The 25,231-nt window shown below is 47.2% G+C and carries 25 protein-coding genes; all 25 read right to left on the bottom strand.

The window, feature by feature from the left end; all coding sequences use genetic code 11:
* Positions 1-47: 47 nt before the first annotated feature.
* Positions 48-1,253: an MFS transporter gene (locus MHB72_RS09975; RefSeq protein ID WP_216920579.1), complete on the bottom strand. Its 1,206-nt coding sequence runs from the start codon at positions 1,251-1,253 to the stop codon at positions 48-50.
* A 137-nt stretch (positions 1,254-1,390) separates the two neighbouring features.
* Positions 1,391-2,116 (bottom strand): GntR family transcriptional regulator, encoded by a 726-nt coding sequence (locus tag MHB72_RS09970; RefSeq protein WP_020451447.1) that lies wholly within the window; start codon positions 2,114-2,116, stop codon positions 1,391-1,393.
* 132 nt (positions 2,117-2,248) lie between these two features.
* Positions 2,249-4,606: a DNA translocase FtsK gene (locus MHB72_RS09965; protein WP_216920577.1), complete on the bottom strand. Its 2,358-nt coding sequence runs from the start codon at positions 4,604-4,606 to the stop codon at positions 2,249-2,251.
* A 119-nt stretch (positions 4,607-4,725) separates the two neighbouring features.
* Positions 4,726-4,941 carry a YlzJ-like family protein gene (locus MHB72_RS09960; RefSeq protein ID WP_003181904.1) on the bottom strand — a complete coding sequence of 72 codons (216 nt, stop codon included), beginning with the start codon at positions 4,939-4,941 and terminating at the stop codon, positions 4,726-4,728.
* A complete protein-coding gene (locus tag MHB72_RS09955) occupies positions 4,938-5,684 on the bottom strand; it encodes a ClpP family protease (RefSeq protein WP_020451445.1) in 747 nt (248 codons plus the stop codon). The genes MHB72_RS09960 and MHB72_RS09955 overlap by 4 nt, the downstream gene beginning before the upstream one ends.
* Before the next feature lie 102 nt (positions 5,685-5,786).
* Positions 5,787-7,451, bottom strand: coding sequence for a ribonuclease J2 (gene rnjB / locus MHB72_RS09950; RefSeq protein WP_020451444.1), 1,665 nt, complete (start codon positions 7,449-7,451; stop codon positions 5,787-5,789).
* Between the two features lie 147 nt (positions 7,452-7,598).
* A complete protein-coding gene (gene dapA / locus MHB72_RS09945; protein WP_020451443.1) occupies positions 7,599-8,468 on the bottom strand; it encodes a 4-hydroxy-tetrahydrodipicolinate synthase in 870 nt (289 codons plus the stop codon).
* Positions 8,469-8,498: 30 nt separating this feature from the next.
* Positions 8,499-9,713: an aspartate kinase gene (gene dapG / locus MHB72_RS09940; RefSeq protein ID WP_020451442.1), complete on the bottom strand. Its 1,215-nt coding sequence runs from the start codon at positions 9,711-9,713 to the stop codon at positions 8,499-8,501.
* 90 nt (positions 9,714-9,803) lie between these two features.
* On the bottom strand, positions 9,804-10,844 hold the full coding sequence (gene asd, locus MHB72_RS09935) for an aspartate-semialdehyde dehydrogenase (protein ID WP_025811420.1): 1,041 nt from the start codon (positions 10,842-10,844) through the stop codon (positions 9,804-9,806).
* Between the two features lie 126 nt (positions 10,845-10,970).
* The gene (gene dpaB, locus MHB72_RS09930) at positions 10,971-11,564 is read right to left on the bottom strand and encodes a dipicolinate synthase subunit B (protein ID WP_025811418.1); all 594 of its coding nucleotides are present in this window, start codon (positions 11,562-11,564) and stop codon (positions 10,971-10,973) included.
* Entirely contained in the window at positions 11,561-12,460 is a 900-nt protein-coding gene (gene dpaA / locus MHB72_RS09925) for a dipicolinic acid synthetase subunit A (RefSeq protein WP_025811416.1), read from the bottom strand. The genes dpaB and dpaA overlap by 4 nt, the downstream gene beginning before the upstream one ends.
* Before the next feature lie 143 nt (positions 12,461-12,603).
* On the bottom strand, positions 12,604-12,864 hold the full coding sequence (locus MHB72_RS09920) for a YlmC/YmxH family sporulation protein (RefSeq protein WP_003181887.1): 261 nt from the start codon (positions 12,862-12,864) through the stop codon (positions 12,604-12,606).
* Between the two features lie 84 nt (positions 12,865-12,948).
* Positions 12,949-14,178 (bottom strand): M16 family metallopeptidase, encoded by a 1,230-nt coding sequence (locus tag MHB72_RS09915; protein WP_025811414.1) that lies wholly within the window; start codon positions 14,176-14,178, stop codon positions 12,949-12,951.
* Positions 14,179-14,214: 36 nt separating this feature from the next.
* On the bottom strand, positions 14,215-15,177 hold the full coding sequence (locus MHB72_RS09910) for a polysaccharide deacetylase family protein (protein WP_075213248.1): 963 nt from the start codon (positions 15,175-15,177) through the stop codon (positions 14,215-14,217).
* A gap of 147 nt (positions 15,178-15,324) precedes the next feature.
* Entirely contained in the window at positions 15,325-17,442 is a 2,118-nt protein-coding gene (gene pnp, locus MHB72_RS09905) for a polyribonucleotide nucleotidyltransferase (protein WP_020451436.1), read from the bottom strand.
* Between the two features lie 200 nt (positions 17,443-17,642).
* On the bottom strand, positions 17,643-17,912 hold the full coding sequence (gene rpsO / locus MHB72_RS09900) for a 30S ribosomal protein S15 (RefSeq protein WP_003181879.1): 270 nt from the start codon (positions 17,910-17,912) through the stop codon (positions 17,643-17,645).
* Between the two features lie 184 nt (positions 17,913-18,096).
* Positions 18,097-19,056 carry a bifunctional riboflavin kinase/FAD synthetase gene (gene ribF / locus MHB72_RS09895; RefSeq protein ID WP_020451435.1) on the bottom strand — a complete coding sequence of 320 codons (960 nt, stop codon included), beginning with the start codon at positions 19,054-19,056 and terminating at the stop codon, positions 18,097-18,099.
* Between the two features lie 15 nt (positions 19,057-19,071).
* Complete coding sequence (gene truB, locus MHB72_RS09890; RefSeq protein ID WP_216920575.1) at positions 19,072-20,001, bottom strand: tRNA pseudouridine(55) synthase TruB; 930 nt, start codon at positions 19,999-20,001, stop codon at positions 19,072-19,074.
* A gap of 71 nt (positions 20,002-20,072) precedes the next feature.
* The gene (gene rbfA / locus MHB72_RS09885) at positions 20,073-20,426 is read right to left on the bottom strand and encodes a 30S ribosome-binding factor RbfA (RefSeq protein ID WP_003181873.1); all 354 of its coding nucleotides are present in this window, start codon (positions 20,424-20,426) and stop codon (positions 20,073-20,075) included.
* Positions 20,427-20,444: 18 nt separating this feature from the next.
* Entirely contained in the window at positions 20,445-20,723 is a 279-nt protein-coding gene (locus tag MHB72_RS09880; protein WP_020451433.1) for a DUF503 domain-containing protein, read from the bottom strand.
* Positions 20,720-22,876 carry a translation initiation factor IF-2 gene (infB, locus tag MHB72_RS09875; protein ID WP_216920572.1) on the bottom strand — a complete coding sequence of 719 codons (2,157 nt, stop codon included), beginning with the start codon at positions 22,874-22,876 and terminating at the stop codon, positions 20,720-20,722. The genes MHB72_RS09880 and infB overlap by 4 nt, the downstream gene beginning before the upstream one ends.
* A 19-nt stretch (positions 22,877-22,895) precedes the next feature.
* Entirely contained in the window at positions 22,896-23,198 is a 303-nt protein-coding gene (locus MHB72_RS09870; RefSeq protein WP_020451431.1) for a YlxQ family RNA-binding protein, read from the bottom strand.
* Positions 23,199-23,202: 4 nt separating this feature from the next.
* Complete coding sequence (gene rnpM, locus MHB72_RS09865) at positions 23,203-23,475, bottom strand: RNase P modulator RnpM (protein WP_020451430.1); 273 nt, start codon at positions 23,473-23,475, stop codon at positions 23,203-23,205.
* A 13-nt stretch (positions 23,476-23,488) separates the two neighbouring features.
* Positions 23,489-24,607: a transcription termination factor NusA gene (gene nusA, locus MHB72_RS09860; protein ID WP_020451429.1), complete on the bottom strand. Its 1,119-nt coding sequence runs from the start codon at positions 24,605-24,607 to the stop codon at positions 23,489-23,491.
* Positions 24,608-24,638: 31 nt separating this feature from the next.
* A complete protein-coding gene (rimP, locus tag MHB72_RS09855) occupies positions 24,639-25,112 on the bottom strand; it encodes a ribosome maturation factor RimP (RefSeq protein WP_023857195.1) in 474 nt (157 codons plus the stop codon).
* Positions 25,113-25,231 lie beyond the last annotated feature (119 nt).

Raw genomic sequence — 25,231 nt, 5'->3', positions numbered from 1 at the left:
AGGAGATTTAAGGAAACTAAAAACCTTATGAAAAAGACGGTGCAGATTTACACCGTCTTTGCCGCTTCACTTTCGTCTTTTTTTGGGTCGATATTAAACAGCACAAGCGCTAAGGCGGCTAAACCACACAAAAGCGATACGATGAATATCAGCCAATCCGCATTTGTCATCATATAGGCGAAAACCGGCGGTCCGAGCGCAACCCCGATAAACCGCATACTGTTGTAAAACGAAGATATCGTGCCGCGTTCTTCTTTTTCAATTCCCTCGGTAATCAGCGCATCCAAAGAAGGGAGTGCAATTCCGATCCCGATGCCGCCGATGGACATAAATAAAAACAGCGGGTAAAAGCTGTGGTTCCACCACAAACCGGCAAACGACAGAGACAGCAGGACCATGCCGGTCAGTACGCAGGCCTTCATTCTGATTTTGTCGTTTCCGATCAGCTTTCCGGCAAGGTAGGAGCTGACGGAAAGGAAAAGCAGCGGAATGCTGAGAAGCGCTCCTTTTGCAATCCCGTCAATTTGATGCTGCTTCTCCAAAGTATCCGACAGGTAGAAGAGAACTCCGAATAAAAGAAACATAATGATCCCGCCGATGACAAAAATGGAAACAAGCCATCGTCCTTCCCGTTTAAATATCTCCTGTACGTTTTTTGCGAAGTTTTTTAATGTTTGCTTTTCATCATCTTTGTCCTTCGGTTTGGGAACAAAGAACAAGACGAGAAAAAAGCTGGCAAGAGACACGACCGGAATAAACCAAAATGGCATGTACCAAACCCAAGATGCTAAAAAAGCCCCTAATATCGGGCTTAATACTTTACCGGCAGTATTGGCCGTCTCTATATCTCCGAGTCCCGCGCTGATTTCTTCATCATTTTGAAAAAGATCGCCGATAAACGGCATGACGATCGGCGCTGCGCCGGCTGATCCGATACCTTGAAGGACGCGCCCGGCTAAAATCATCGCAAACGGATCTTTGAAAAAAGTTGAAGCCAAACCTGCCAAAGCTCCTCCAGCTCCCGCGATTACAAGACATGGGAGCATGATCTTTTTTCTTCCGAACCGGTCTGACATATAGCCGGTAATCGGGATGCATAAAATCGCCACGATAGAGTAAACCGTGATGATCAGCGACACTTGGAACGAAGAAATGTTTAATTTTTTTTCGATCATCGGCAAAACCGGAATCAGCATCGAATTGCCTAGCGTCATCACAAGCGGGACCGAAGACAGCGCAACAATGCTTTTCATGTCTTTTTTTCTGCTCAACTTTTTTTCACCCAATTCATCAGTATTTCCATCTGTTATTGTTCCGTGTTGCGGGCTTATTTATGTATGGGCGCTAATGGGCAAAAAAAAACAGCCGCTCCTAATCGAGCGCCCGTATATCAAAAACGTTTTCTGACGACGTGAAATCTGAATTTATCGGCCCGAAAATAGTTTAAAGAATATAAAACGGGCTTATCGTTTTGGTCATAATGAGTCTGTTTGAGCAGCAGCAAAGATGTTTCAGGATCGCATTCGAGAATTTGAGAAATGGTGTCGTGATACCCGATCGGCACAATATCGGCAACAGCATAGCTGATCACGGCGCCGGATTTGTCCTCAAGCCATTCAAACATCGATTCCTGCTCGTGTGAAAAGCCTTCCGGGAGGATATCCACAGGTATTTTATCAAGACAGTAGACAACAGGCATTCCATTTGCCGTTCTCACCCGCTCAAGCAAAAAGATCTCGGTTTCTTCCGCATATTGAAACCGGAGCATATCTTCTTCGGTAGGAGCGGTAACCTGTGAAGACATAAAAATGGTTCCCGGCGTCATGCTTGCCTGCTCGATCATTTTTGTGACGCTGTTCAGCTGCTCAATACCAGATAGAAATAACGGCCTGGCATTTACAAAGCATCCGACTCCGTGCCTTCTGATGATGACGTTTTCTTCTTCCAGCATTCTAAGCGCTTCACGCAAAGCCGTTCTGCTCACACCAAGCATCTTTGACAGCTCAAACTCAGACGGGAGCCGTTCATTCTCGCAAAAGACCCCATTTTGAATATCATCTTTTATCCGATCAATCACTTTTAAACATAACCGTTGATTGTCAGCTTTTATCGACATGTTTTCCCTCCGTCTGACAGATCAGATTCAAATTACCTTTAATTGAGGATAACTATATCATGTTTTGTCAAATAAATAAATAGACGTTTTCCAGTTTACATAATAAAATTATGTAAAACAAGAACTCTCTTCTTAAGAAGAGAGTTCTTCGTATTGCTCTTTTGACAAGAGGACTTCACGGGGCTTTGAACCTTCATAAGGGCCGACGATTCCCCGCTCTTCCATGGCATCGATAAGCCGCGCCGCTCTTGTGTAGCCGATGCGGAATCTCCTTTGCAGCATGGACACGGACGCCGTCTGCATGCTGACGACAAGCGCAACCGCTTCGTCGTAAAGATCGTCTGTCACTTCGCTGACCGTTTCCTGCGTCTCTTCTGGAATCATTTCTTCTTGGTATTGGGCTTTTTGCTGGGTGATGACGTGATCGACAACTTTTTCAACTTCTTCATCTGACAGGAAGGCCCCTTGGACGCGGAGCGGTTTGTTGGCGCCGACAGGCAGGAACAGCATGTCCCCTCTGCCGAGAAGTTTTTCAGCGCCTCCCATATCAAGAATCGTTCTGGAGTCGGTCTGCGACGATACGCTGAAAGCGATCCTTGACGGAATATTGGCTTTAATAACCCCTGTAATGACATCGACCGAAGGCCGCTGCGTCGCGATGATCAGATGGATTCCCGCCGCCCTTGCCATTTGCGAAAGCCTTGTGATCGAGTCTTCCACATCAGAGGAAGCGACCATCATCAGGTCGGCAAGCTCGTCCACGATCACAATGATGTATGGCAGCTCCGGCTGCTTTGCTTCTTCTGTGGCATTCATCCGTTTAATATAGTCGTTATACCCTTCGATATTTCTCGTTCCCGTGTGAGAAAACAATTCGTAGCGCCGCTCCATTTCGTTGACGACTTTCTTCAAAGCCTGCGATGCTTTTTTCGGATCTGTCACGACGGGCGCGAGCAAATGCGGAATCCCGTTGTAGACGTTGAGCTCGACCATTTTCGGGTCGATCATCATCATCTTCACTTCGTGGGGCTTTGCCCTCATCAAAATGCTTGTAATAATCCCGTTGACACAGACGCTTTTCCCGCTTCCTGTCGCTCCTGCAACAAGAAGATGGGGCATTTTGTTCAGCTCTGCCAATACAGCTTCTCCGGAAATGTTCCGGCCGAGTCCGATCATCAGCTTTGCATCCGGCCGATCATTCAGTTTCGATTCGAGCACTTCTTTCAAGGAAACCATCGCGACTTCCGCATTCGGGACTTCGATTCCAATCGCCGATTTTCCGGGAATCGGGGCTTCGATGCGAATATCTTTGGCCGCGAGCGCAAGAGCCAAGTCATCACTTAAATTGACAATTTTGCTGACTTTGACGCCCACATCAGGATAGACTTCATATTTCGTTACGGCCGGGCCGAGATGAACCTGGGTGACTTTCGCCTTAACTCCGAAGCTTTGAAACGTCTTTTCCAGCTTCCTGGCATTGTCGTAAATATTCTTTTTATCCGCCTGCTGCCCTGTGTGCTTCGGCTCATCCAGCAATTGAATCGACGGAAGCTGATAATCCTTGTTTTCAAGCTCTGTGAACGTGATCTCGGGCGCGCCTGTAGCCTGCATGTCCTCACCGTCCTCACCGGCTTCAGGCTCAGGAGAATGCTCGGCAGGGGCAGGCGCCTGAGCTTCGTACGCTTGAACTTCGGGTTTTTCATCACGGTCGGAAAAGCTTGAAATAATCGGTTCTGACTGAATCACCGGTTCTGGATCAAGCTCCGCTTCTTGTACAGGCTCTTCAGACACTTTCGGTTTTCTCTGCGCCTTTTGTTTTTTTCCTGATTTCTTTTTGGGCGAGCTGCTTTTCAATTGTTTAATGTCTGCTAAAAAGGCCTGCCACTGGTTTTTAATGAAGGACGCGACCGGGGTCATCCATTTGATCAGCGTCTCCTGCAACGAACGGTCCGTAATCAAAAGAAGGCCGATCAAGATCAGGAAGACGGCGATGATTTTAGACCCTGCAGATGCAAACAGAAAGTATGACGCCGCAAATAAAACGGCTCCAATCATTCCGCCTCCAAGATCAGGTGATCCTGTCTCGCCTTTTACATCCATCAGAAACAGCTCCCACGTATTTTGGATTACGCTCGGAGACTGAACGATTCCCCTTTCGGTCAAATGCTGAAACAGCTGGACATGGGAAAGAAGCAGCATGCTTGCGATGATGCAGTAAAGGCCCGCTTTTCTCCTTGTTAAAAAACTGGGTGTTTTCTTCTTCCAAAATAAAGACACACCCGTTAAAAAAAGGCCGAGAAAGCAAAGGATGAACCATTCACCGGCGAAAAAGCGGAACATGTAAATGAACGTTTGCCCTGCTACGCCAAGCTGCAAAACCGCAATAATCGAGATGGCGATACAGATTAATCCGTACAATTCAAATTTAAGATGAATCCGTTTTTTTCCTTGTTTTTGTTTCTTTGTTGATTTTCGTTTTCTTTTTGCCATGTTCCATCACCTTACTGCGTGTTAAAAAATGTAAAAACAAAGAGAAAGCAGCCTTTTTTCGGCTGCGATTTTCCTCTGGATTCCCCTATTATAACATATTTATCCTTGCGACACTTCAGCTATTTATAAAATGTCAGTTTAAGCGTCTGCCCAGGTGCTGTTTCTTGTTTTAAAAAATCCATCGGGTTCGTGCTGAGAACTTGGACGACTCTTGCTTCCTCTCCGTTCATTTCGACTAAAAGGGGCACGCCGTTGACATCGATCTGTTTTAAGTTCGAGTTTTCCGCCTGCCCTGCGAACACGATTTCCTGCGGCATTGTTGTATACAGAATCATTGGATCATCCCTTCCTGGGCGCCTTTGTTTTGTTCGATTAATTCATTCAGCTTTTGAATCGCCTGTCCGACTCCGCCGGTTTCATCGATTAATCCGTATTTCACGGCATCGTTTCCTACGACATTCGTCCCGATATCGCGGGTCAAATTGCCTTTTGAAAACATCAGTTCTTTAAATTTGTCTTCCGATATGTTCGAATGACTTGTCACGAAATTGATGACCCTTTCCTGCATTTTATCGAGATACTCAAATGTCTGCGGCACACCGATGACAAGCCCTGTCAGTCTGACCGGATGGATCGTCATCGTCGCTGTTTCAGCGATATAGCTGTGGTCGCAGGACACCGCAATTGGAACTCCGATTGAATGTCCGCCGCCCAGCACGATAGAGACCGTCGGCTTTGACAGAGACGCCAGCATTTCCGCAATCGCAAGACCCGCTTCAACGTCTCCTCCGACCGTGTTTAAGATGATGAGCAGCCCTTCGATTTTAGGATTCTGCTCTACTGCAACGATCTGGGGAATCACGTGTTCATATTTTGTTGTTTTATTTTGGGGAGGAAGCTGTACGTGACCTTCAATTTGCCCGATAATGGTCAGACAGTGAATGTTGGTATCCTGACCCATTTGCGGGAGTGTCGTTTCGCCGAGCTGCTGGATTTTGTTGACGAGACTGTCTTTTGCGTCCGGCTTAGCCGGCTGCTCCCCCTGGCTGTCCCCGTTTTGTATCCGGTTTGAGTCCATCTGGCTCACCTCTTTCTCGAGTTTCTTTTGTATTATGGACAATGGCGTTTTTTTCATTCAACGCAAAAGGCATGAAAAAAAACCAAGAGAAATCTCTTGGTTTTATACTTCCATGATGATTGGAATGATCATTGGTTTTCGTTTCGTTTTTTCGTATAGGAACTGGTTTAGTGCGTCACGCATCGCCTGTTTTAAGGCGGACCATTCGACGACGGCGTTTTCTGTGCTTTCGTTGACGAGTTCCCTGACAAGTTCCGTCGCTTCAACGATCAGCTGTTCAGATTCTCTGACATAGACAAAACCTCTCGTGATAATTTCGGGTCCTGATACAAGATGTTTTTTCTTTTTATCAAGGGTAATCACAACGATTAAGATTCCGTCCTGGGACAGAAGACGGCGGTCTCTGAGCACGATATTGCCGATGTCGCCGACACCGAGTCCATCGATCAAAATATTGCCTGAATGCACTTTATCGCCGATTTTCACGTTTTGTCCGCGGAATTCCACGACGTCTCCTTTTTCAATCAGGAAAATGTCGCTCCGTTTCATACCGATTTCTTCGGCAAGCTTGGAATGCGCTTTTTGCATTCTGTATTCACCGTTTACGGGGATTAAATACTTCGGCTTCAGCAGGTTGAGCATCAGCTTCAGTTCTTCCTGACAGCCATGGCCTGATACATGGACGCGTTTTTGGGCGAAAACGACCTGCGCGCCCGCTCTTGTTAAGAGGTCGACCGCTTTGGAGTAGACAAGCTCCTGACCCGGAATAGGGGAGGATGCGATCAGGACGGTATCCCCTTTCTCAATGTCGAGCTGCTTATGCCCTTGTTTTGCGATCCTGGTCAATGCGGCGAGCGGCTCTCCATGGTTGTCTCCTGTCAAAATCGCGACTTCTCTTTTCGGATACTTTTTAACTTCTTGGACAGGGATGAACAGATCTTCATCTGCCGTGACATACCCGAGCTTCATCGCCAGCTGGAGTATCGTCGAAATATTTTTTCCTGAAACCGCAAGCTTCCTGCCGTTTTGGAGCGCGGCATCAATGACCTGCTGAATCCGGTTAAAGTTAGACGCGAACACGGCAATAATGACGCGGTTTTCGGCATTGTACATTACATCGGATATCTCTCCGCCGACGACTGCTTCTGAAGGCGTATAGCCCGGTTTCTCAGCATTGGCACTGTCGGAAAGCAGGCACAGCACACCGCTGTTGCCGATTTTGGCAATTTCGCCGATGTCGCTTGTCTGGTTTAAAACAGGTGTCTGGTCAAATTTAAAATCGCCAGTGCACACGATGGATCCGAGGGATGTTTTAAAGCTGACACCGACGGAATCCGGAATGCTGTGATTTGTTTTAAAGAATGACACCTTTGTCGATTCAAATGTAATAACGGATTTTGAATGAATTTCTCTTAAATCGGGCTTTTTGTTTACACCGTACTGCTTCAGCGTTTCCTTTAAAAGGGCGAGCGTCAGCTTCGTTCCGTAAACAGGCACAGAAAGTTTGTTCAGGCAGTAAAATACGCCGCCGATGTTTTCCTCATGCCCGTGTGTGAGAAAAATCGCCTTTACGCGGTCAGATCGTTCAATTAAATATGAAATGTCAGGAATGACCACATCGATACCCAGCATTTCATTTTCTGGATGCATGAGACCGGCGTCAACCACGAATATGTCAGAATCGATTTCAATGACATAAAGGTTTTTTCCGATCTCTCCGACGCCTCCTAAGGCGATGATTCTAATATTTTCTGTATTTTTTTTCAAATTGTAATCCTCCTAATCTAAGTACCCGTCCATCATCACTTGTCCCTATTATACCTGAATCTAAATTTAGAAAACAAGAACCATTATGTATATGACAAACGGTCATCCCCTCCAAAAGAGAATGACCGTTTTCGTCCGTATTGTTTTTTACAGGCCGTTCATCAGGCTGCTTAAACGGAGTCGTTCATCTTCATTTAGCGGAATCAAAGGGAGCCGGACGGACCCGACATCAAGACCCTTCAGCTGAAGAGCCGTCTTTAATGGAGACGGATTCGGTGCGGCAAAAAGCCCTTTCATCAGCGGAAGCAGCTTTTGGTGGATCAAAGCAGCCTGAGCCGTGTTCCCCTCTGTATAATGTTTGATCATTTCCTGCATTTCCGGTCCGATGATATGTGATGCAACGGAAACGATTCCTCTCGCTCCTACGGACAAGGCCGGCAGTGTCAGGCTGTCATCTCCTGAATAAACGGCAAAGTCCTCAGGGGTTTCAGCTACGATTTTTGTAATCGCATCTAAGTCGCCGCTCGCTTCTTTAATCGCAATGATATTCGGGATCTCCGCAAGGCGGATCGTCGTTTCCGGTGCGAGCGAAGCAGCCGTTCTTCCCGGTACATTATAAAGCATGACAGGCAGTGACGTTTCCTCCGCAATCGCTCTGAAATGGCGGTACATGCCTTCCTGAGAAGGCTTGTTGTAGTACGGAGTGACGAGCATGACGGCGTCAGCGCCGGCTTCTTCAGCTTTTTTCGTCAGCTTGATCGACGCTTTCGTGTTGTTGCTTCCCGTGCCGGCGATGATCGGGACGCGGCCTGCCGCTTCCTTGACGGAATATTGAATGAGCGCTACCTTTTCTTCTTCGGAAAGCGTCGGCGATTCTCCGGTTGTTCCGGCAACCACCAGGGAATCCGTCCCATTGTTTATTAAATAATCGATCAGCTTTGACAGTTTTTGAAAATCGATATTTTCATTTTTGTCAAAGGGCGTAACCATTGCGGTTGCGATATTTCCGAAATTCATTTTTTTCACCTCATCATGATTCAATCATATTTATTTTGACAGTTCAAACACTTCATGCAACGCATTCACGGCCGTCGCCATATTTTTCTCGTGCACGAGCACCCATATCGTCGTATGGCTGTCAGCAGACTGCAAGATCGGAATGCCTTTTTCTGATAAAGCGGTAACGATTTTTGAGGTAACGCCCGGAACGCCCATAATTCCCGCGCCAACTGCTGACACTTTCGCGCAATTTCTTGTCACGGCCGGTTCATAGCCCAATTCTTTCAGGATGCCAGAGGCGCGGTCGGTCATGTTTCCAGCCACCGTGTAGACAATTTCACTTGGTGTAATATTGAAGAAATCGACGCTGATGCCGGCATTCGCCATCGCTTTAAACACTTCAGTCTGTACGTTATATTGTCCTTCTTTTGCCGGGACTTTAAACTGTGTCACGTCTTTCACATGGGCGATGCCAGTGATAAGCCGCTCAAAAACGTCGCTTCCGGCTTTTGAGTTGTGATGGCTTGTGACGAGCGTGCCCGTCTCGTTTGAATAGGTTGAACGCACGCGGATCGGCACTTTCGCCTGCATTGCGATTTCAACGGCTCTCGGGTGGATCACCTTGGCCCCCTGATAGGCTAAATTACAGATTTCCGTATAGGTAATCACAGGCAGCGGCTTCGCTTTTTCAACGATGCGCGGATCAGCGGTCATGACGCCTTCGACATCTGTATAAATATCGATAAATTCCGCGTCCAGCGCCGCGCCGAGCGCAGCGGCCGATGTATCGCTTCCGCCGCGGCCGATCGTTGTAATGTCCCCTTTTGCAGTCGCGCCTTGGAAGCCTGCGACGACAACCGCATCATGGTCGGCCAGCATGCTGACAAGCCGCTCCGGCTTCATTTCGAGAATCTTTGCATTCGTATGGTTGTTGTCCGTTAAAAAGCCCGCTTGCGCACCGGTTAAAGCAGCTGCTTTAATCCCGTTTTCCAAAAGCATGCTGGCGAACACAACAGAGGAAATCGTTTCTCCGCATGATAAAAGCATATCCTGCTCGCGCTCGGTAATCGTATCCTGTCCGCCGTAAAGCAGATCAAGCAATGAATCAGTCGCATACGGATCGCCTTTCCGGCCCATGGCCGATACGACGACAACCGCTTTGTATCCTTCATTGACCGCTTCCTGAATATGGCTTAAGGCAAGCTTTCTGCCGCGGTCATCTTTTACAGACGTTCCGCCGAATTTTTGAACGATGATTTTCACTTTATTTCACTCCAAGTTGATTTCGGACGTAACAGAAGAGAGCAGGCTTTCATTTTTGCCTCACTCTCTTCTCACATCCCGTTAGAAATCTTAAACTAAATTTAAAGCTTTTAGGCTTTCTGCGATTTGTACGGAATTCCATGCTGCGCCTTTCAGCAGGTTGTCGGAAACGATCCACAGATGGAAGCCGTTCGGGCGGTCAAGGTCTTTTCTCACCCGGCCGACAAACACGTCTCTTTTTCCTACTGCATCTGCAGGCATCGGATAGACCTGTTCAGCCGGATCATCCTGCAGAACGACGCCTGGAGCTTCTTTTAACAGATTTTTAATATCTTCTGCTGTCACATCATCACGGTCTGTTTCGATGTAGACGGATTCTGAATGCCCTGTTGCAACCGGCAGTCTGACACATGTGGCTGAAACTTGAAGCTCAGGCATGTGCATGATTTTTTTCGTTTCATTTATCATTTTCATTTCCTCAAACGTAAAGCCGTTTTCCTGGAATTTATCGATTTGAGGAATAGCGTTAAATGCGATTTGGTAGTGTTTTTCATCACTCTTCACCGGCATGATCTCAGGCTCGAACGGTTTGTCGTTCAAAATGGCTTCGGTTTGCCCGTAGAGCTCTTTTACCGCTTCGTTTCCGGCTCCCGACACCGCCTGATAAGTCGACACGATGATTTTGTTTAAACCGAAAGCCTTGCGGATCGGTTCGAGCGCAACAACCATCTGGATTGTTGAACAGTTCGGATTTGCAATAATGCCGTTGTGCTTGTGCAAATCTGCCTCATTGACCTCAGGTACGACGAGCGGAGTGTTTTGGTCCATTCGGAACGCGCTCGTATTATCAATAACGATCGCCCCGCGTTTGACAGCCTCGTGAGCAAGCGCCTGCGAAACGCTTCCCCCAGCGCTGAAAAGCGCGATGTTGACGCCTTCAAAGCTCTCTGGACGAGCTTCTTCTACAGTGTACTCTTCGCCTTTGAAAGTCTGCTTCGTACCTGCTGAACGTTTTGAGGATAATAAAGTCAGTTTATCCAGTTCAAAATTCCTGTCTTCTAGTGTTTTTAACATTTGCTGTCCTACAGCGCCTGTCGCACCAACTACTGCTACATGTAATCCTCTGCCCAATTGTAAAACTCCTTCCACCTTAATCGTCGTAAACGATTGGTTGACTATGCATTTTACATTTTATTTTAACATAGATGTGTGCCGTGGTGATTGATATTTTTTGTTACAACTTTATTTTCAAAAGATTTATTGATCACTGTGGACCAGGATAGGCTGCATTTGTTTATGGGAGAGCGCTTCTTCGACCGCCGGCACTAAAAGATCCATTTTGGCGACGAGCGAATTCGGCTTTTTATAAGGATCATCCTGGCCGAACGGAATAAAGTAAACGTTTTTTGCCGCCATCAGCCTCATCAAGTTGACGCCGTTCAAGCCGAGCGCATCATTCGTTGAAATACCGAGGACAACGGGACGGGAGTTTCTCATCGTCGCCTTGGCCGCCATGAGAACCGGACTGTCCGTCTGGGCGTTTGCGAGCTTGCTCATCGAATTTCCCGTCAGTGGCGCAACAACCATGCAGTCCAGCGGAGTTTTCGGTCCGAGAGGCTCCGCTTTCGGAATGGAATCAATGACTTTAAATCCAGTCAGTTCCTCTATTCTCCTGACCCATTCTTCTCCTTCTCCAAAGCGTGTGTCCGTCGACTTGACAGTATGTGTGACGACCGGTCTCACTTCAGCTCCATTGTTGATCAGCGCTTCGATTTGCGGAAATACAGCATCATACGTGCAATGTGAACCCGTCAGACCAAATCCGATTCTTTTTCCTTTGATCGACATTATGACAGCCCCTTTCGGTCGGTTGTTAATTCAGACAAAAGGTTGCACAAAACATTGGCAATAATCTGTCCCGCCGTTTTAGGCGCGACGATCCCGGGGAGTCCCGGAGCAAGCAGCGCTTTAATGCCTTGCTTTTCAGCAAAATCAAAATCGGTGCCTCCGGGACGGGTTGCTAAATCGAGAATTAATGTTCTGGGTGTCATTCGTGAGAGGACGTGTTTATCGAGAATCAGGCTTGGAATGGTATTGATGCAAATGTCGATATTTTCAACATGCTCTGCAAGTTCGTTTGTGTGGAAAGGAGTGAGGCCCATCTCCAAGATTCTGGCGAGGTGGGCGGAGTCGCGCGCTCCGACTTTTACGCGTGCTCCGAGCGCCGAGAACGTCCGGCTGATGCTCATTCCCGTCCGCCCGAGCCCGAGAACCATCACATTCGAGCCGTGAATCGTAAAGTCTGTATGCTGTATGGCCATCATAATGGCACCTTCGACTGTAGGTATCGAGTTGTAAATCGCAATATCGTCTCTTTCAAAGAGCTTGACAAGACGGCGGTTTGCCCCTTTGGCCATGCCGTCTAAATACTGGTTTGAAATCCCTGAATAAATCGCACAGTGAGGCGGAGTTTTTTCTAAATGTTCCTGTTTTAACACCACTTTTTCATTGGAAAAAACAGTCGCAACCGTTCCTTCCATCGATGTGCCTGATACAGGCAGAATAATGCTGTCTATTGTGCCAAAGTCGAGTTCGTTCAGCTTTAGTTTTGTAGCTCCGGTAAACCCGTGATCAAGCTGGTCAAAACCGATTAAAAAGACCTTTGCATCCTGTTCCGTCAGCTTGCGGATGATCTCGAGCTGCCTTGCATCGCCGCCGATGATTGCAATCGTTAATCCGGTTAACATGGCTCTAACATTCACCTTCTTTTTTGACAAGGATCTAATTCATAAGCTAATTTCATCATATGACAAAAAGGAAATAGCGGTGAATTGAAATCCAGAAAAACAAAAAGCCCGCCCCAAGGGACGGGCGGGTGTTCTAGGCTTGCTTATTCTTCTTTTGTCACGCTGCTTTCCGGCACATCCAAAATGATCATATCCGATCCGATTTTTTGAATTTGCGACCAGGGCACCTTGATGTCATTCCCCTGTTTTCTGCCAAGTCCGAACCATTTTACAGAAGGGATAATAAGAGCGGTAATCTGTCCGTCCTGCTCATTGATCTCAAGATCCGTCTGCCCCAGTACGCCAAGCCGTTCAGCCCGCTTAACATCGACGATTTCTTTTCCCGAAAGCTCACTCAGCCTCATGAAAAAACCCCCTTTTGTTATGATGTATGAACCGATAACAAAAAACATGCCTGCCTAAAAAGACAAGCATGTTTTAACGAGGTATTATTTCGGCAGCTCACCCGACGGGCTGATCAATGCAGACGAGTAATCATCGGTGAAAATCCGGTTGGCAAGATTGTTCACACGCTCAAGGCTGACGGCATTCAACTTTTCGATGATTTCATCAAGCGTCCGGTGTTTGCCGAGCAAAAGCTCATTTTTGCCGTTGCGGCTCATTTTGCTGTTTGTGCTTTCGAGACTGAGCATCAGGCTGCCTTTCATTTGCTCTTTGCTGTTTTCAAGCTCTTTCGGTGTAATTCCGTCGCTTTTCAGCACACGCAGTGTTTCATGAATCGTTTCTGACAGAAGCTGAAGCTGATTTGCACCGGTTCCGGCGTAGATCGTCATCATGCCGCTGTCTTCATAGGAAGTGTGGTAGCTGAACACGGAATATGCAAGACCTTTATCTTCCCGGACATCCTGAAAGAGGCGGCTGCTCATGCTCCCTCCCAAAATATTATTGAGAACGATCAAATCGTAGATTTCCGGGTGACCTGCTTCCAGCCCGTTAAAGCCGAGACAGAGGTGAGCCTGTTCGGTTTCTTTTTTGCGCGTCATTTTCTCATGATGAAAATCCGGTTTTGTCATGCCGGTTCTTTTGCCTTTGGCTTCATATGAGCCAAAGTGCTTTTCAGCTTCTTTTATAAAAGCTTCCGGCACATTTCCGGCTATCGAAATGACGACGCGGTCAGGCGTGTAATATTCGTCCATATATTTTCTGAGCGAATCTCCGTCAAATTCAGCAAGCGTCTCCTCTGTGCCGAGGATCGGATAACCGAGGGAATGGCTGCCGAATGACGCTTTGCTCAAGAGATCGTGGACGATGTCGTCAGGCGTGTCCTCATACATTTTAATCTCTTCATAGACGACGTTTTTTTCTTTTTTCAATTCTTCCTCGTCAAATGATGAATGAAAGAACATGTCAGAAAGCACTTCCAGAGCATAGCTTGCATGCTCATCGAGAACTTTGGCGTAATAGCACGTATATTCCTTTGAGGTAAACGCGTTGACCTGTCCGCCGATTCTGTCGAAAGACTCTGCGATGTCCCTTGCAGTGCGCGTTTTAGTCCCTTTGAAAAACATGTGCTCAAGAAAGTGCGAAATACCGTTAATTTCAGGTGTTTCATGTCTTGATCCGGTTCCAATCCAAACTCCGATGGCCACAGACCGGACAGTGGGATTGTTTTCGAATACGATTCTTACCCCATTTTGACAAGTATACCGTTTAATCAAATTTGTTCCTCCTATTCAAAGAACGGGCCGCACATCCTATTCTTCAACAAGCCTTTTTTCATTCATCAGCTGTGAGACAGTTCCGATTTGATAGCCTTTTTCATGAAGGTTCTGTATCAAAACGGCAAGACTTTTTGCAGTTGGATCTGTCGGATGCATTAATATCATGGCGCCGTTATGTACTTTGCTTAATACCCGTTGCTGTAAGACGGCCGGCTGCGGTTTCTGCCAATCGATCGTATCAACTGTCCACATGATCGTTCCCATCCCCATCTTGTGAGCCTGATCCACAACCTCTTTGCGGAAGCTGCCGCTCGGCGGGGCGAACCATTTCGGCTTGACGCCGAGCGTTTCCTCTATTTGTTCATTTGTCATCCGCAGCTGTTCTGAAATACGTTCTCTCGTCAGTTTGCTCATATCCGGATGATTGTATGAATGGTTTCCGATTTCATGTCCGCCGTTTTGGATGGCTTTTGCGAGCTCGGGGTGATGTTTCACCCATCTGCCCTCCAAAAAAAAGGTGGCTTTGACACGATGCTTTTCTAAAACGGGAAGCATCTCCTGCAAATATTCATTACCCCAAGCGACATTGATAATAAACGATACCATCGGTTTATCCGGGTGTCCGCGGTAGATCGGCTCAGGCTTTAAGGATTCTAAATGAACATCAGGTTTCACTTGATCATAAACGAGCAGCTTCTCATCAAATGCTCCGGCCCGTTTCATTTTTTTGTACGATTTTTCGATGTTTACTTTTAAGCCGTTGTAGCCGGGAATCGCTTTCCATATTTGATCAATTTTCGCATTTTGGGCCTTTACTTCATATTCAGGCGCTTTTTGCAAAAGCTCCTGGTACAATTCGTCCTTCTGAGCGGCAACCGTGACCGCATCTTTTTTCATCGCATCTATGTAATGTTGTGAATACGGACGGTTCATCATCTGATAGGACATCAGCAAAAGAAAGAAAAAAACGGAAACACGAACAATCGTTCTTTTCAATTGTATTCCTCCCTTCCCCACAAAATATGTGAGAAAAGGACAAGATAGAACCGGACCGTTTTCACGGCTTAAAACAAAGAAGCCGGGTTACCCAGGCTTCCTTTTGCTTTGAAGACGAAGACAGAAGCAAGATAAAACACCGTTTTTTTACGATTTTTGTTCTTCTTTTTCCTTCTGTTCACGCAGTACAGCTTTTCTTGATAAGTTGACGCGTCCTTGTTTATCGATTTCGGTAACCTTAACAAGGAGCTCGTCGCCGATTTTGACGACATCTTCGACTTTTCCTACCCGTTCGAGCGCAAGCTCTGAAATATGGACCAAACCGTCTTTTCCGCTGAACAGTTCAACGAAAGCTCCGAATTTTTCAATCCGCTTTACTTTACCTAAGTAAAGCTGTCCGACCTCAACTTCTCTGACAAGGTCTTCGATGATTTTCTTCGCTTTTTGGTTCATGCTTTCATCGGTGGAAGAGATGAAGATTGTGCCGTCTTGTTCAATATCGATTTTAACACCTGTATCTTCAATGATCTTATTGATTTGTTTTCCGCTTGGTCCGATGACGTCGCGGATTTTATCCGGATTGATCGACATCGTCAAGATTTTCGGCGCATAAGGAGAAAGCTCTTTTCTTGATTCAGCCAATGTGCTCAGCATGCTTTCAAGAATTTCCATTCTGCCTTTTTTCGCCTGCTGAAGAGCCTCTTCCAAAATCTCTCTTGATAAGCCTTCAATCTTAATATCCATTTGCAGAGCTGTGACGCCTTTGGACGTTCCCGCTACTTTAAAGTCCATATCTCCGAGATGGTCTTCCATACCTTGAATATCGGTTAGGACCGTGTAGTTGTCACCTGATTTGACAAGACCCATTGCGATTCCGGCCACCGGAGCTTTAATCGGCACCCCTGCATCCATCATTGCAAGCGTGCTTGCACAAATGCTCGCCTGGGAAGTTGAACCGTTTGATTCAAGCACTTCAGAGACGAGACGGATGGTGTACGGGAAGTCTTTTTCAGACGGAACAATCGGCTCAAGCGCACGTTCCCCGAGGGCCCCGTGCCCGATTTCGCGGCGTCCCGGTCCGCGCATCGGCCCTGTTTCCCCGACGCTGAACTGCGGGAAGTTGTAATGGTGCATAAAGCGTTTTGATTCCTCGACACCGAGACCGTCCAAAATTTGCACATCGCCAAGCGCACCGAGCGTACAAATGCTGAGCGCCTGCGTCTGTCCCCGTGTGAAAAGGCCTGAACCGTGTGTTCTCGGAAGGAGTCCGACTTCTGAAGAAAGCGGGCGGATCTCATCGACAGCCCGGCCGTCAGGACGAACTTTTTCCTCCGTGATCAGACGGCGCACTTCATTTTTAACAAGCTGCGACAAAATGTCTTTCACTTGTTTCAGCGTGTCTTCATCGTGTTCCTCTTCTTCAAACTTGGCCAAAACCTCGTTTTTCACTTCGCTGATCGCGTCCTCGCGCGCGTGCTTTTCATGAACCTGGATCGCTTTTAAGAGGTTCGATTCGGCCATTCCCCGCACTTTTTCTTTCAGATCGGAATCGATCTCATACAGGGTGATTTCTGATTTTTCTTTCCCGACAGCGGCGACGATTTCCTCCTGGAACGCAATAAGCCGCTTGATCTCCTCGTGACCGAACATGATCGCTTCAAGCATGATTTCTTCCGGAACTTCGTCTGCTCCTGCTTCAACCATGTTGATCGCATCTTTCGTTCCCGCTACGACGAGGTGAATGTCGCTTTTTTCAAGCTGTTCAAGTGTCGGATTAATAATAAATTCGTTGTCAACCCGGCCTACCGTCACTCCGGCAATCGGCCCTTCAAACGGGATGTCCGATACGGACAGCGCAAGAGACGATCCGAACATTGCCGCCATTTCCGACGAACAATCCTGGTCAACACTCATGACGATGCTGACGACTTGAACTTCATTCCGGAAGCCGTCTGCGAACAGCGGACGAATCGGCCGGTCGATTAACCGGCTGGCGAGAATCGCTTTTTCGCTCGGTCTGCCCTCTCTTTTAATAAACCCGCCCGGAATCTTTCCGACGGCGTAAAGTCTTTCTTCATAATTCACGGTTAACGGGAAGAAATCTACGGTTTTAGGTTCTTTTGAAGCCGTTGCGGTGCTGAGCACAGCGGTGTCTCCATAACGCACCATGACAGCTCCGTTTGCTTGTTTTGCAAGCTGGCCGGTTTCTACCGTCAGCTTGCGGCCGGCCCAATCTATGGAAAAGACATGTTTCTCTTGTCCCATTCTTATATGAACTCCTCTCTTCGGATAGTTTTTACGTTACTCCTATTATGAACGAAATGAATTGAACATATCAATGGCAAAGTGCTATGTAAAGAATGAATCGTGTCATTTAAAATCATTTATATGAACAACGCGTTTTAGAGTTGCCGGATATTCGTTCTTATACGATAAAAAAGCGGGAATCCTCCCGCTTTTTACGATTATCGACGTAATCCTAGTTTGTTGATCAACTCACGGTAACGAGTTACGTCTTTGTTACGAAGATACGTAAGAAGATTACGACGTTTACCTACCATTTTAAGAAGACCGCGACGTGAGTGATGGTCTTTCTTGTGAGTGCGTAAATGCTCGTTCAAGTTGTTGATTTGATCTGTTAGGATAGCGATCTGAACTTCCGGTGATCCCGTGTCAGATTCGTGGGTTTTGAACTCATTGATGAGTTGTGTTTTACGCTCTTGAGTAATTGCCATCCTGTTTCACCTCCATATAATATTAGCCCCGATTACCTAGCAAACGCCGGTGATTCGATTTGCCAAGTGAACGGTTTTAAAGCTACAGACAATATGATACTAGAAATGCGGGCCTAATGCAACCATTTATGATGAAGTTTAGCTATTATCACCATTGTTGACGCGTATTGCCGTTTCCATACATCTAGATTTCGGCCGGCTTCCGCTCTCTGAAGAAGCGGATCGCTTCTTCTTTGTCTCTAGAAATCTGTTCGACAAGCTCGTCAACGCTGCCGAATTTTTTTTCGCTCCTCAGCCGCTTATACCATTCGACCTTAATTTCGGACCCGTATATGTCACGGTCAAAATCGAATAAGTTGACTTCGATTGATGGCTGCCCCGGCCGTTTTTCGTAAAACGTCGGCTTGTATCCGACATTGCAGACGCCGTTGTAGACAGCGCCGCCGATTTCGGCTTTAACGGCATACACACCTGTCGGCGGGACGATGTATGTGTCTTTAAGGCCGATATTGGCGGTCGGAAATCCGATCGTTCGGCCCCTTTTATCGCCGTGGATCACAAAGCCTTTCACATGGTACGGCCTGCCGAGCAGTTCAGCGGCGTACTCGACGTCTCCGGCTCCTAGGACGGTGCGGATTCTCGTGGAGCTCACCTTTTGGTCCTGATTGGAGTATTTTGCGACAGACGTGCTTTTGACACGGCCTTTCGCATACTCCTGGAAGTTTTCCATTGTGCCTTTGCCGAATTTCCCGAAGGTAAAGTCAAACCCGGCTACAACATGAGTAACGTGAAAGCCGAGTATATATTGATCGATAAATTCTTCAGGCGATAGAGAAGCGAATTCAGGGGTAAATGTGACAACGTATAAAAAATCGACCCCTAAATCTTCAATGATGCTGATTTTGTCCTGCAAAGGCGTGATTAAATCTTTTGGCTCCCGGCCTTTTTTGAGCACGGCAGAAGGGTGGGGATGAAAGGTCATCACGGCCGTTTTGACCCCTTCTCTTGCCGCGGTGTTTTTTGCTGTAAGAATCACTTGCTGATGTCCCAGGTGAACACCGTCAAAATAGCCTAATGCCATAACTGATGTCGGAAAATCCTCACGCTTCAAGTCGTGTGGGTGGGAAATATGTATCGTCTTCAAGAACGGTCACCTTTTCTATTGTTCGCTTTTTTGCACGAGTACTTTTGCCGGCTTCAACAGGCCGGTTTTGGTCGGATGCGGATAATAGACGGCTGTGCACCGGCCTGCTTCCGTAAAGACCGCAATGCGGTCTTCGCTCGTCAAATGAGAAAAGCTGCCGGGCGTTTCAAGCACCGCTCCATTTTCCACTTTCTTAGCTAATGTATCACTAATTATCCATTTCGGCAAATGATCAAGCGCACGTTCGATGGGGACGAGCTTTTCGGACAATGTTCCACCAGCAATCAAGCCTTCGACGTCTTCAAAGGTCAAGCATTCATCAAGGGTAAAAGGGCCTGATGCGGTCCTGACCAGGTTGGACATATGCGCGGGATATCCGAGCTTCTCCCCGATTGTTACCGCCAAGGTCCTGACATATGTACCTTTTGAACATGTCACAACAAACCGGAAGCGGGCTTTATCCTGCTCATGGCGAATCTCGGATGTCAGTTCGATATGATGGATGGTGATGGCCCGCTTCGGCCGTTCAACCTCGATACCGGCCCGCGCGTATTCATACAGCTTTTTGCCGCCTACCTTGACAGCGGAATACATCGGCGGGACTTGCTCAATCGTTCCTTCAAGAGATCTCAGGACGCTCTGCACGGCCTGTTCATCAGGCGGCGCTAAGACGGGTCTCTTTTCCGTGACTTGCCCCGTCTGGTCTTCTGTCTCCGTGGAACAGCCAAGCGTGACCTCTGCATCATATGTTTTGGACTTTTCCGTCAAATACTCGACGACTTTGGTTGCTCTCCCGACGCAGATCGGGAGAACGCCCGACACCTCGGGATCCAATGTGCCGGTATGGCCGACCTTTTTTGTTTTCAACAGTTTGCGGATCTTCATGACGCAGTCGTGCGAAGTCATGCCGACCGGTTTATGTAACAGAAGGACTCCGTTATACATTCGTGTTTCTTCGCCCCTTTCTCATTTGGAGCTAAAAAGGACAGGCAGTCGCCCGCCTATCCTTTTTCAGCTTATGATTCTTCTTTGTTTGCGTTCAGCTCGTGAATCAATGTTTCGATACGGTTTCCGTAATCGATCGATTCATCGAACTCAAAATGGATTTCAGGTGTTTTGCGAAGCCTGATTCGGTTTCCAAGTTCGGAACGAATAAAGCCCTTTGCTTTTGCCAGGCCCTTGAGCGTTTCTTCCCGTTTCTTTTCATCGCCTAAAACGGAAATATACACTTTGGCAATTTGCAAATCACCTGAGACCCTGACATCAGTGACTGTTAAAAATCCGATCCGCGGATCTTTCAGCTTTCTGCCGATAATGTCACCAAGTTCTTTTTTCATCTGCTCACCCACACGGGTAGCTCTCATCGTCATGACCATACCACCTCTACGTTAAAACCACTCTGTTCTCGTGATCGTCCGTTCAATTTCCGGAAAAGAGTCGATAAAGCTTAGAACCCGTTGCAGCTCTTTTTCCGTTTGCACGCGAGAGGAAGAAACGGCGGCGATACCAAAGCTTGTGCGCTGCCAAGTGTCCTGGTAGTCAATTTCTGAAACAGAAACGTTGAACTTTGCGCGGATTCTTGTGATCACCCGCTTCAGCACCGCCCGTTTTTCCTTGAGTGATGATGCATCGTAAATGATGCATTCGCATTCAACGAAACCGATCACTTTCTTTCAATTTCTTGCATGACATACGCTTCGATCATATCGCCTTCGCGAATGTCGTTGTATTTCTTAATGGTGATACCACATTCATATCCTTGTGAAACTTCTTTCACATCATCTTTAAAGCGTTTCAGCACATCGACTTCCCCTTCATAGATGACGACGCCGTCGCGGATCAAGCGGATTCCGCTGTCACGTGTGATCGTACCTTCCGTTACATAGCCTCCGGCAATCGTTCCGATTTTAGAGACTTTGAATGTTTGACGGACTTCAACCATGCCGATCACTTTTTCTTCATACTCAGGATCAAGCATGCCTTTCATGGCTGCTTCGATCTCATCGATGACTTTATAAATGATGCGGTGAAGGCGGATATCCACATTTTCGGCTTCGGCGGTACTCTTAGCATTTCCGTCAGGTCTGACATTAAACCCGATCACGATTGCATTTGAAGCAGAAGCTAAAATAATGTCTGATTCGGTAATCGCACCTACGCCTGTGTGGATGATTTTGACTCTGACGCCTTCGACTTCTATTTTTTGCAGTGCTGCAACGAGAGCTTCAGCAGAGCCTTGAACATCAGCTTTGACAACGAGATTAATGTCTTTGACATCGCCTTGTTTAATCTGTTCAAACAAGTCATCAAGGCTGAGCTTCGCTTTATCGCTGCGCTGTTCTTCAAGCTGTTTGGTAGCGCGGGCTTCGCCGACTGAACGGGCTGTTTTTTCGTCTTTGAACACAAGGAACTGATCCCCTGCGTTCGGAACTTCGTTCAATCCGGTGATTTCAACAGGTGTTGACGGCCCCGCCGATTTAACGCGTCTGCCGACATCATTGACCATCGCGCGAACGCGGCCAAATGTGTTCCCGACGACAATCGGATCTCCGACGTGAAGCGTTCCGTTTTGAACGAGCAGTGTTGCGACAGAACCTTTTCCTTTATCAAGCTCGGCTTCGATGACCGTTCCTTTTGCTCTGCGGTTCGCATTCGCTTTGAGCTCCTCGACCTCGCTGACGAGCAGGATCATTTCGATCAGCTCATCGATTCCCTCTCCTGACAGTGCTGAAAGAGGAACGAAAATCGTCTCGCCTCCCCATGCTTCAGGAACAAGACCGTGCTCTGTCAGCTCCTGCATCACCCGGTCAGGGTTTGCCGTCGGTTTGTCGATTTTGTTGACAGCGACGATGATCGGCACTTCAGCCGCTTTCGCATGGTTAATCGCTTCGACCGTCTGCGGCATGACCCCGTCATCTGCAGCTACGACGAGAATCGTAATATCCGTAACTTCCGCACCGCGTGCGCGCATCGTTGTGAATGCGGCGTGGCCCGGAGTGTCAAGGAAGGTGATTTTTTTGCCGTTTTCCTCGATCTGATAAGCGCCAATATGCTGTGTGATGCCTCCGGCTTCGCCTTCGACGACCTTCGTTTTTCTGATGCTGTCAAGAAGCGTTGTTTTTCCGTGGTCGACGTGGCCCATGATTGTTACGACAGGAGGACGGATTTCAAGGTCTTCTTCTTGATCCGGCTCTTCGTATTTTTCGAGCTCGGTTTCTTCAAGGACGATCACTTCTTCGACGTCGACGCCGTATTCTGAAGCGATCAGCTCAACGGTATCTTTGTCAAGATCTTGGTTGATCGTTGCCATAGTGCCGAGAAGCATTAATTTTTTAATGATTTCTGACGGTTCTTTTCCGAGCTCTTCGGCAAGCTGCCCGACCGACATTGAGTTGGTAAATTCGATTTTTTCAGGCAGTTCTTTTTTCGGCTTGAACTGCTTCTCCTGCGGAGATTGATGATTTTTACCGCGCTTGTTCTTTTTGTTATTGTTGTTGTTGTTTTTCTTCTTGTTTTTATTGTTAAATTGAGTATTCTGCACGTTATTCTTCTTTCCGTCTCGATTTTTGTTTGGCTTACTTCCGGCATTCTGTTTTGCGGCTTCTTGCTGCGGCTTTTGTCCGCCTGTACCGGCATCCTTTTTATTTCCCGCAGGTTTAGCGCTCTTCTTGAATTTTTGATCGAGCTGTTTGATCGCATTTTCTTCGATCATCGCCATATGGTTATTGACTTCGATATTCATATCTTTCAATGCCGCGATAATATCCTTACTTGAAACATTTATGGCTTTTGCATATTCATAAACTCTCATTTTAGCCATTCGTTCACCCCCAAAAAAATTAATCGAGCTTTCGGAGCAACGTATTCGCAAAACCTTGATCAGTGACAGCAACAACCACACGGGATTCTTTGCCGATTGAACGGCCCAAAAGCATACGATCTCCGACTTTTTTCACCGGTACATCGTAGTGCCTGCATTTGTCGGTTACTTTTTTCTCCGTGTTAGCCGATGCGTCGTCTGCAAGCAAAACAAGCTTTGCGCGCGAATGCCTGATTTCTTTCACAACCAGGTCTTCTCCGGACACGACCTTTCGAGCTCGATTCGCCAGACCCAGCAAGGAAAACCATTCTGATTCCGACATTTATCTAATTCTCCTTTTCCGCCAGTTCCAGCAGTTCATCAAAAATCTGATCATCAATCTGTGCTTGAAGCTGATTTGCTAAGCTGTTTTTCTTTTTTGCAGTTAAAATGACGTCTTTATCAAGAGTAAGGTAGGCTCCCCGGCCGTTTTTCTTGCCGGTCGGGTCTACGGAAACTTCCCCTTCTTTCGAACGGACGACGCGGATGAGCTCCTTTTTAGGCTTCATTTCCCCTGTTACGACGCATTTTCTAAGCGGGATCTTCTTTCGGCTTTTCACCAAAGGTCACCTCTTATTCATCCGATTCTGGAGTTTCGCTTTCAAAGAAAAGCTCTTCCGGCTCCTCTTCTTCAAGCTCCCTTGGATAAATTCCAAGCTCTCTTGCATCTGTTTCGCTTTTAATATCGATCTTCCAGCTTGTCAGCTTGGCTGCCAGGCGGGCGTTTTGACCTCTTTTTCCGATGGCGAGCGACAGCTGGTAGTCAGGAACGACAACCGTTGTCGCCTTATCCTCTTCATTGACGATGACGTCGAGCACTTTTGAAGGGCTCAGCGCATTAGCGACGAATTCAACCGGGTCGTTTGACCAATGAACAATATCAATTTTCTCGCCTTTCAATTCATTGACGATCGCCTGAACGCGCTGACCCTTCGGTCCGACGCAGGCGCCGACGGGATCGATGTCGGGATTATCCGTGCGCACGGAAATCTTCGAGCGGTCTCCCGCTTCTCTCGCCACGGATTTGAGCTCGACCGTTCCATCGTAAATTTCCGGGACTTCGATTTCAAAGAGACGTTTTAATAAACCTGGATGAGTTCTTGAAACGTAAATCTGCGGACCCTTCGTCGTTTTTTCGACTTTTGTAATGAACACTTTGATCCGGTCATGGGGCTTGTAGACTTCATTCGGCATCTGTTCTGAAACCGGCAGAAGGGCCTCGATTTTTCCTAAAGAGACATAGATGAACTTATTGTCGATCCGCTGAACGATGCCTGTCATGATATCTTCTTCGCGATCGATGAATTCAGAATAGATGACGCCGCGCTCCGCTTCGCGGACGCGCTGAGTCACGACCTGCTTTGCCGTCTGGGCAGCGATGCGGCCGAAATCCTTCGGCGTCACTTCGATTTCCACGACATCTCCGACAATGTAGTTCGGATTGATGTTTACGGCATCTTCAATCGAGATTTCAAGGCGCGGATCATACACTTCATCCACGACATCTTTGCGGGCGAAAACGCGGATTGAACCGGTGTCGCGATTTAAATCTACCCTGACGTTCTGCGCCTGGTTGAAGTTCCGCTTATAAGCGGAAATGAGCGCAGCTTCAATTGCTTCAATAATAATGTCCTTACTGATTCCCTTTTCTTTTTCAAGAACAGTCAGGGCATCTAACAACTCACTACTCATGTTTATGGTTTCCCCCTTAAACAGTCAAAAATTAATTGAACGAAACAGCCAGCCTTGCTTTGGCTACTTTATCATATGGAATATTGATCGTTTTCCGGCGTGTTTTGATCATCACCGCGACTTCCACGTTTTCACCGTCAAATGCGGAAAGCTCGCCTTCAAACTCTTTATTGCCTTCAATAGGTTCGTACGTTTTAATATATACGTTTTTTCCGAGCGCTTTCATGAAATCGGCTTCTTTCTTTAAAGGCCTCTCAGCTCCAGGTGACGATACTTCAAGAAAATAGTTTTGCTTGATCGGGTCAGCCTCGTCGAGCTTTTCACTAAGAGCTTCGCTAACCTTGGCACATTCCTCGATGTCCACGCCGTCATCTGAATCAATAAACACGCGAAGAAACCAGCTCGGACCTTCCTTGACAAATTCGATGTCAACGAGTTCAAGCTGAAGATTGTCTAGTATAGGCTGGACCATTTCGCTGACGGTATCGATCACTTTGTTACTCATACTTTTCCTCCTTGTGCAGGCTCCCATTCATCAGCTCCCTCGTAAAAACCCTGCTTCAAAAGCAGGGGATTTAGAAAAAGCGATGAACATGTCGAGACAAAATTGCCTGTTCAATACAA

Source organism: Bacillus sp. FSL K6-1284 (assembly GCF_038002625.1).
GTDB lineage: Bacteria > Bacillota > Bacilli > Bacillales > Bacillaceae > Bacillus > Bacillus paralicheniformis.
The sequence above is the reverse complement of the archived record's forward strand: the minus strand, read 5'-3'. Positions and strand labels throughout refer to the sequence as shown.

Excerpts from the sequence above, each read along its gene's own strand:
- MHB72_RS09965 (WP_216920577.1), bottom strand. The coding sequence starts at position 4,606 with ATGGCAAAAAGAAAACGAAAATCAACAAAGAAACAAAAACAAGGAAAA.
- nusA (WP_020451429.1), bottom strand. The coding sequence starts at position 24,607 with ATGAGTAGTGAGTTGTTAGATGCCCTGACTGTTCTTGAAAAAGAAAAG.
- infB (WP_216920572.1), bottom strand. The coding sequence starts at position 22,876 with ATGGCTAAAATGAGAGTTTATGAATATGCAAAAGCCATAAATGTTTCA.
- MHB72_RS09920 (WP_003181887.1), bottom strand. The coding sequence starts at position 12,864 with ATGAGGCTGAGTGAGCTTTCGGGAAAAGAAATCGTCGATGTTAAGCGG.
- MHB72_RS09960 (WP_003181904.1), bottom strand. The coding sequence starts at position 4,941 with ATGATTCTGTATACAACAATGCCGCAGGAAATCGTGTTCGCAGGGCAG.
- MHB72_RS09955 (WP_020451445.1), bottom strand. The coding sequence starts at position 5,684 with ATGGACTCAAACCGGATACAAAACGGGGACAGCCAGGGGGAGCAGCCG.
- truB (WP_216920575.1), bottom strand. The coding sequence starts at position 20,001 with ATGTATAACGGAGTCCTTCTGTTACATAAACCGGTCGGCATGACTTCG.
- dpaA (WP_025811416.1), bottom strand. The coding sequence starts at position 12,460 with ATGTTAACCGGATTAACGATTGCAATCATCGGCGGCGATGCAAGGCAG.
- MHB72_RS09870 (WP_020451431.1), bottom strand. The coding sequence starts at position 23,198 with ATGTCGGAATCAGAATGGTTTTCCTTGCTGGGTCTGGCGAATCGAGCT.
- rimP (WP_023857195.1), bottom strand. The coding sequence starts at position 25,112 with ATGAGTAACAAAGTGATCGATACCGTCAGCGAAATGGTCCAGCCTATA.
- rpsO (WP_003181879.1), bottom strand. The coding sequence starts at position 17,912 with ATGGCAATTACTCAAGAGCGTAAAACACAACTCATCAATGAGTTCAAA.
- MHB72_RS09975 (WP_216920579.1), bottom strand. The coding sequence starts at position 1,253 with ATGAAAAGCATTGTTGCGCTGTCTTCGGTCCCGCTTGTGATGACGCTA.
- pnp (WP_020451436.1), bottom strand. The coding sequence starts at position 17,442 with ATGGGACAAGAGAAACATGTCTTTTCCATAGATTGGGCCGGCCGCAAG.
- rbfA (WP_003181873.1), bottom strand. The coding sequence starts at position 20,426 with ATGACGATGAGAGCTACCCGTGTGGGTGAGCAGATGAAAAAAGAACTT.
- dapA (WP_020451443.1), bottom strand. The coding sequence starts at position 8,468 with ATGAATTTCGGAAATATCGCAACCGCAATGGTTACGCCCTTTGACAAA.
- MHB72_RS09970 (WP_020451447.1), bottom strand. The coding sequence starts at position 2,116 with ATGTCGATAAAAGCTGACAATCAACGGTTATGTTTAAAAGTGATTGAT.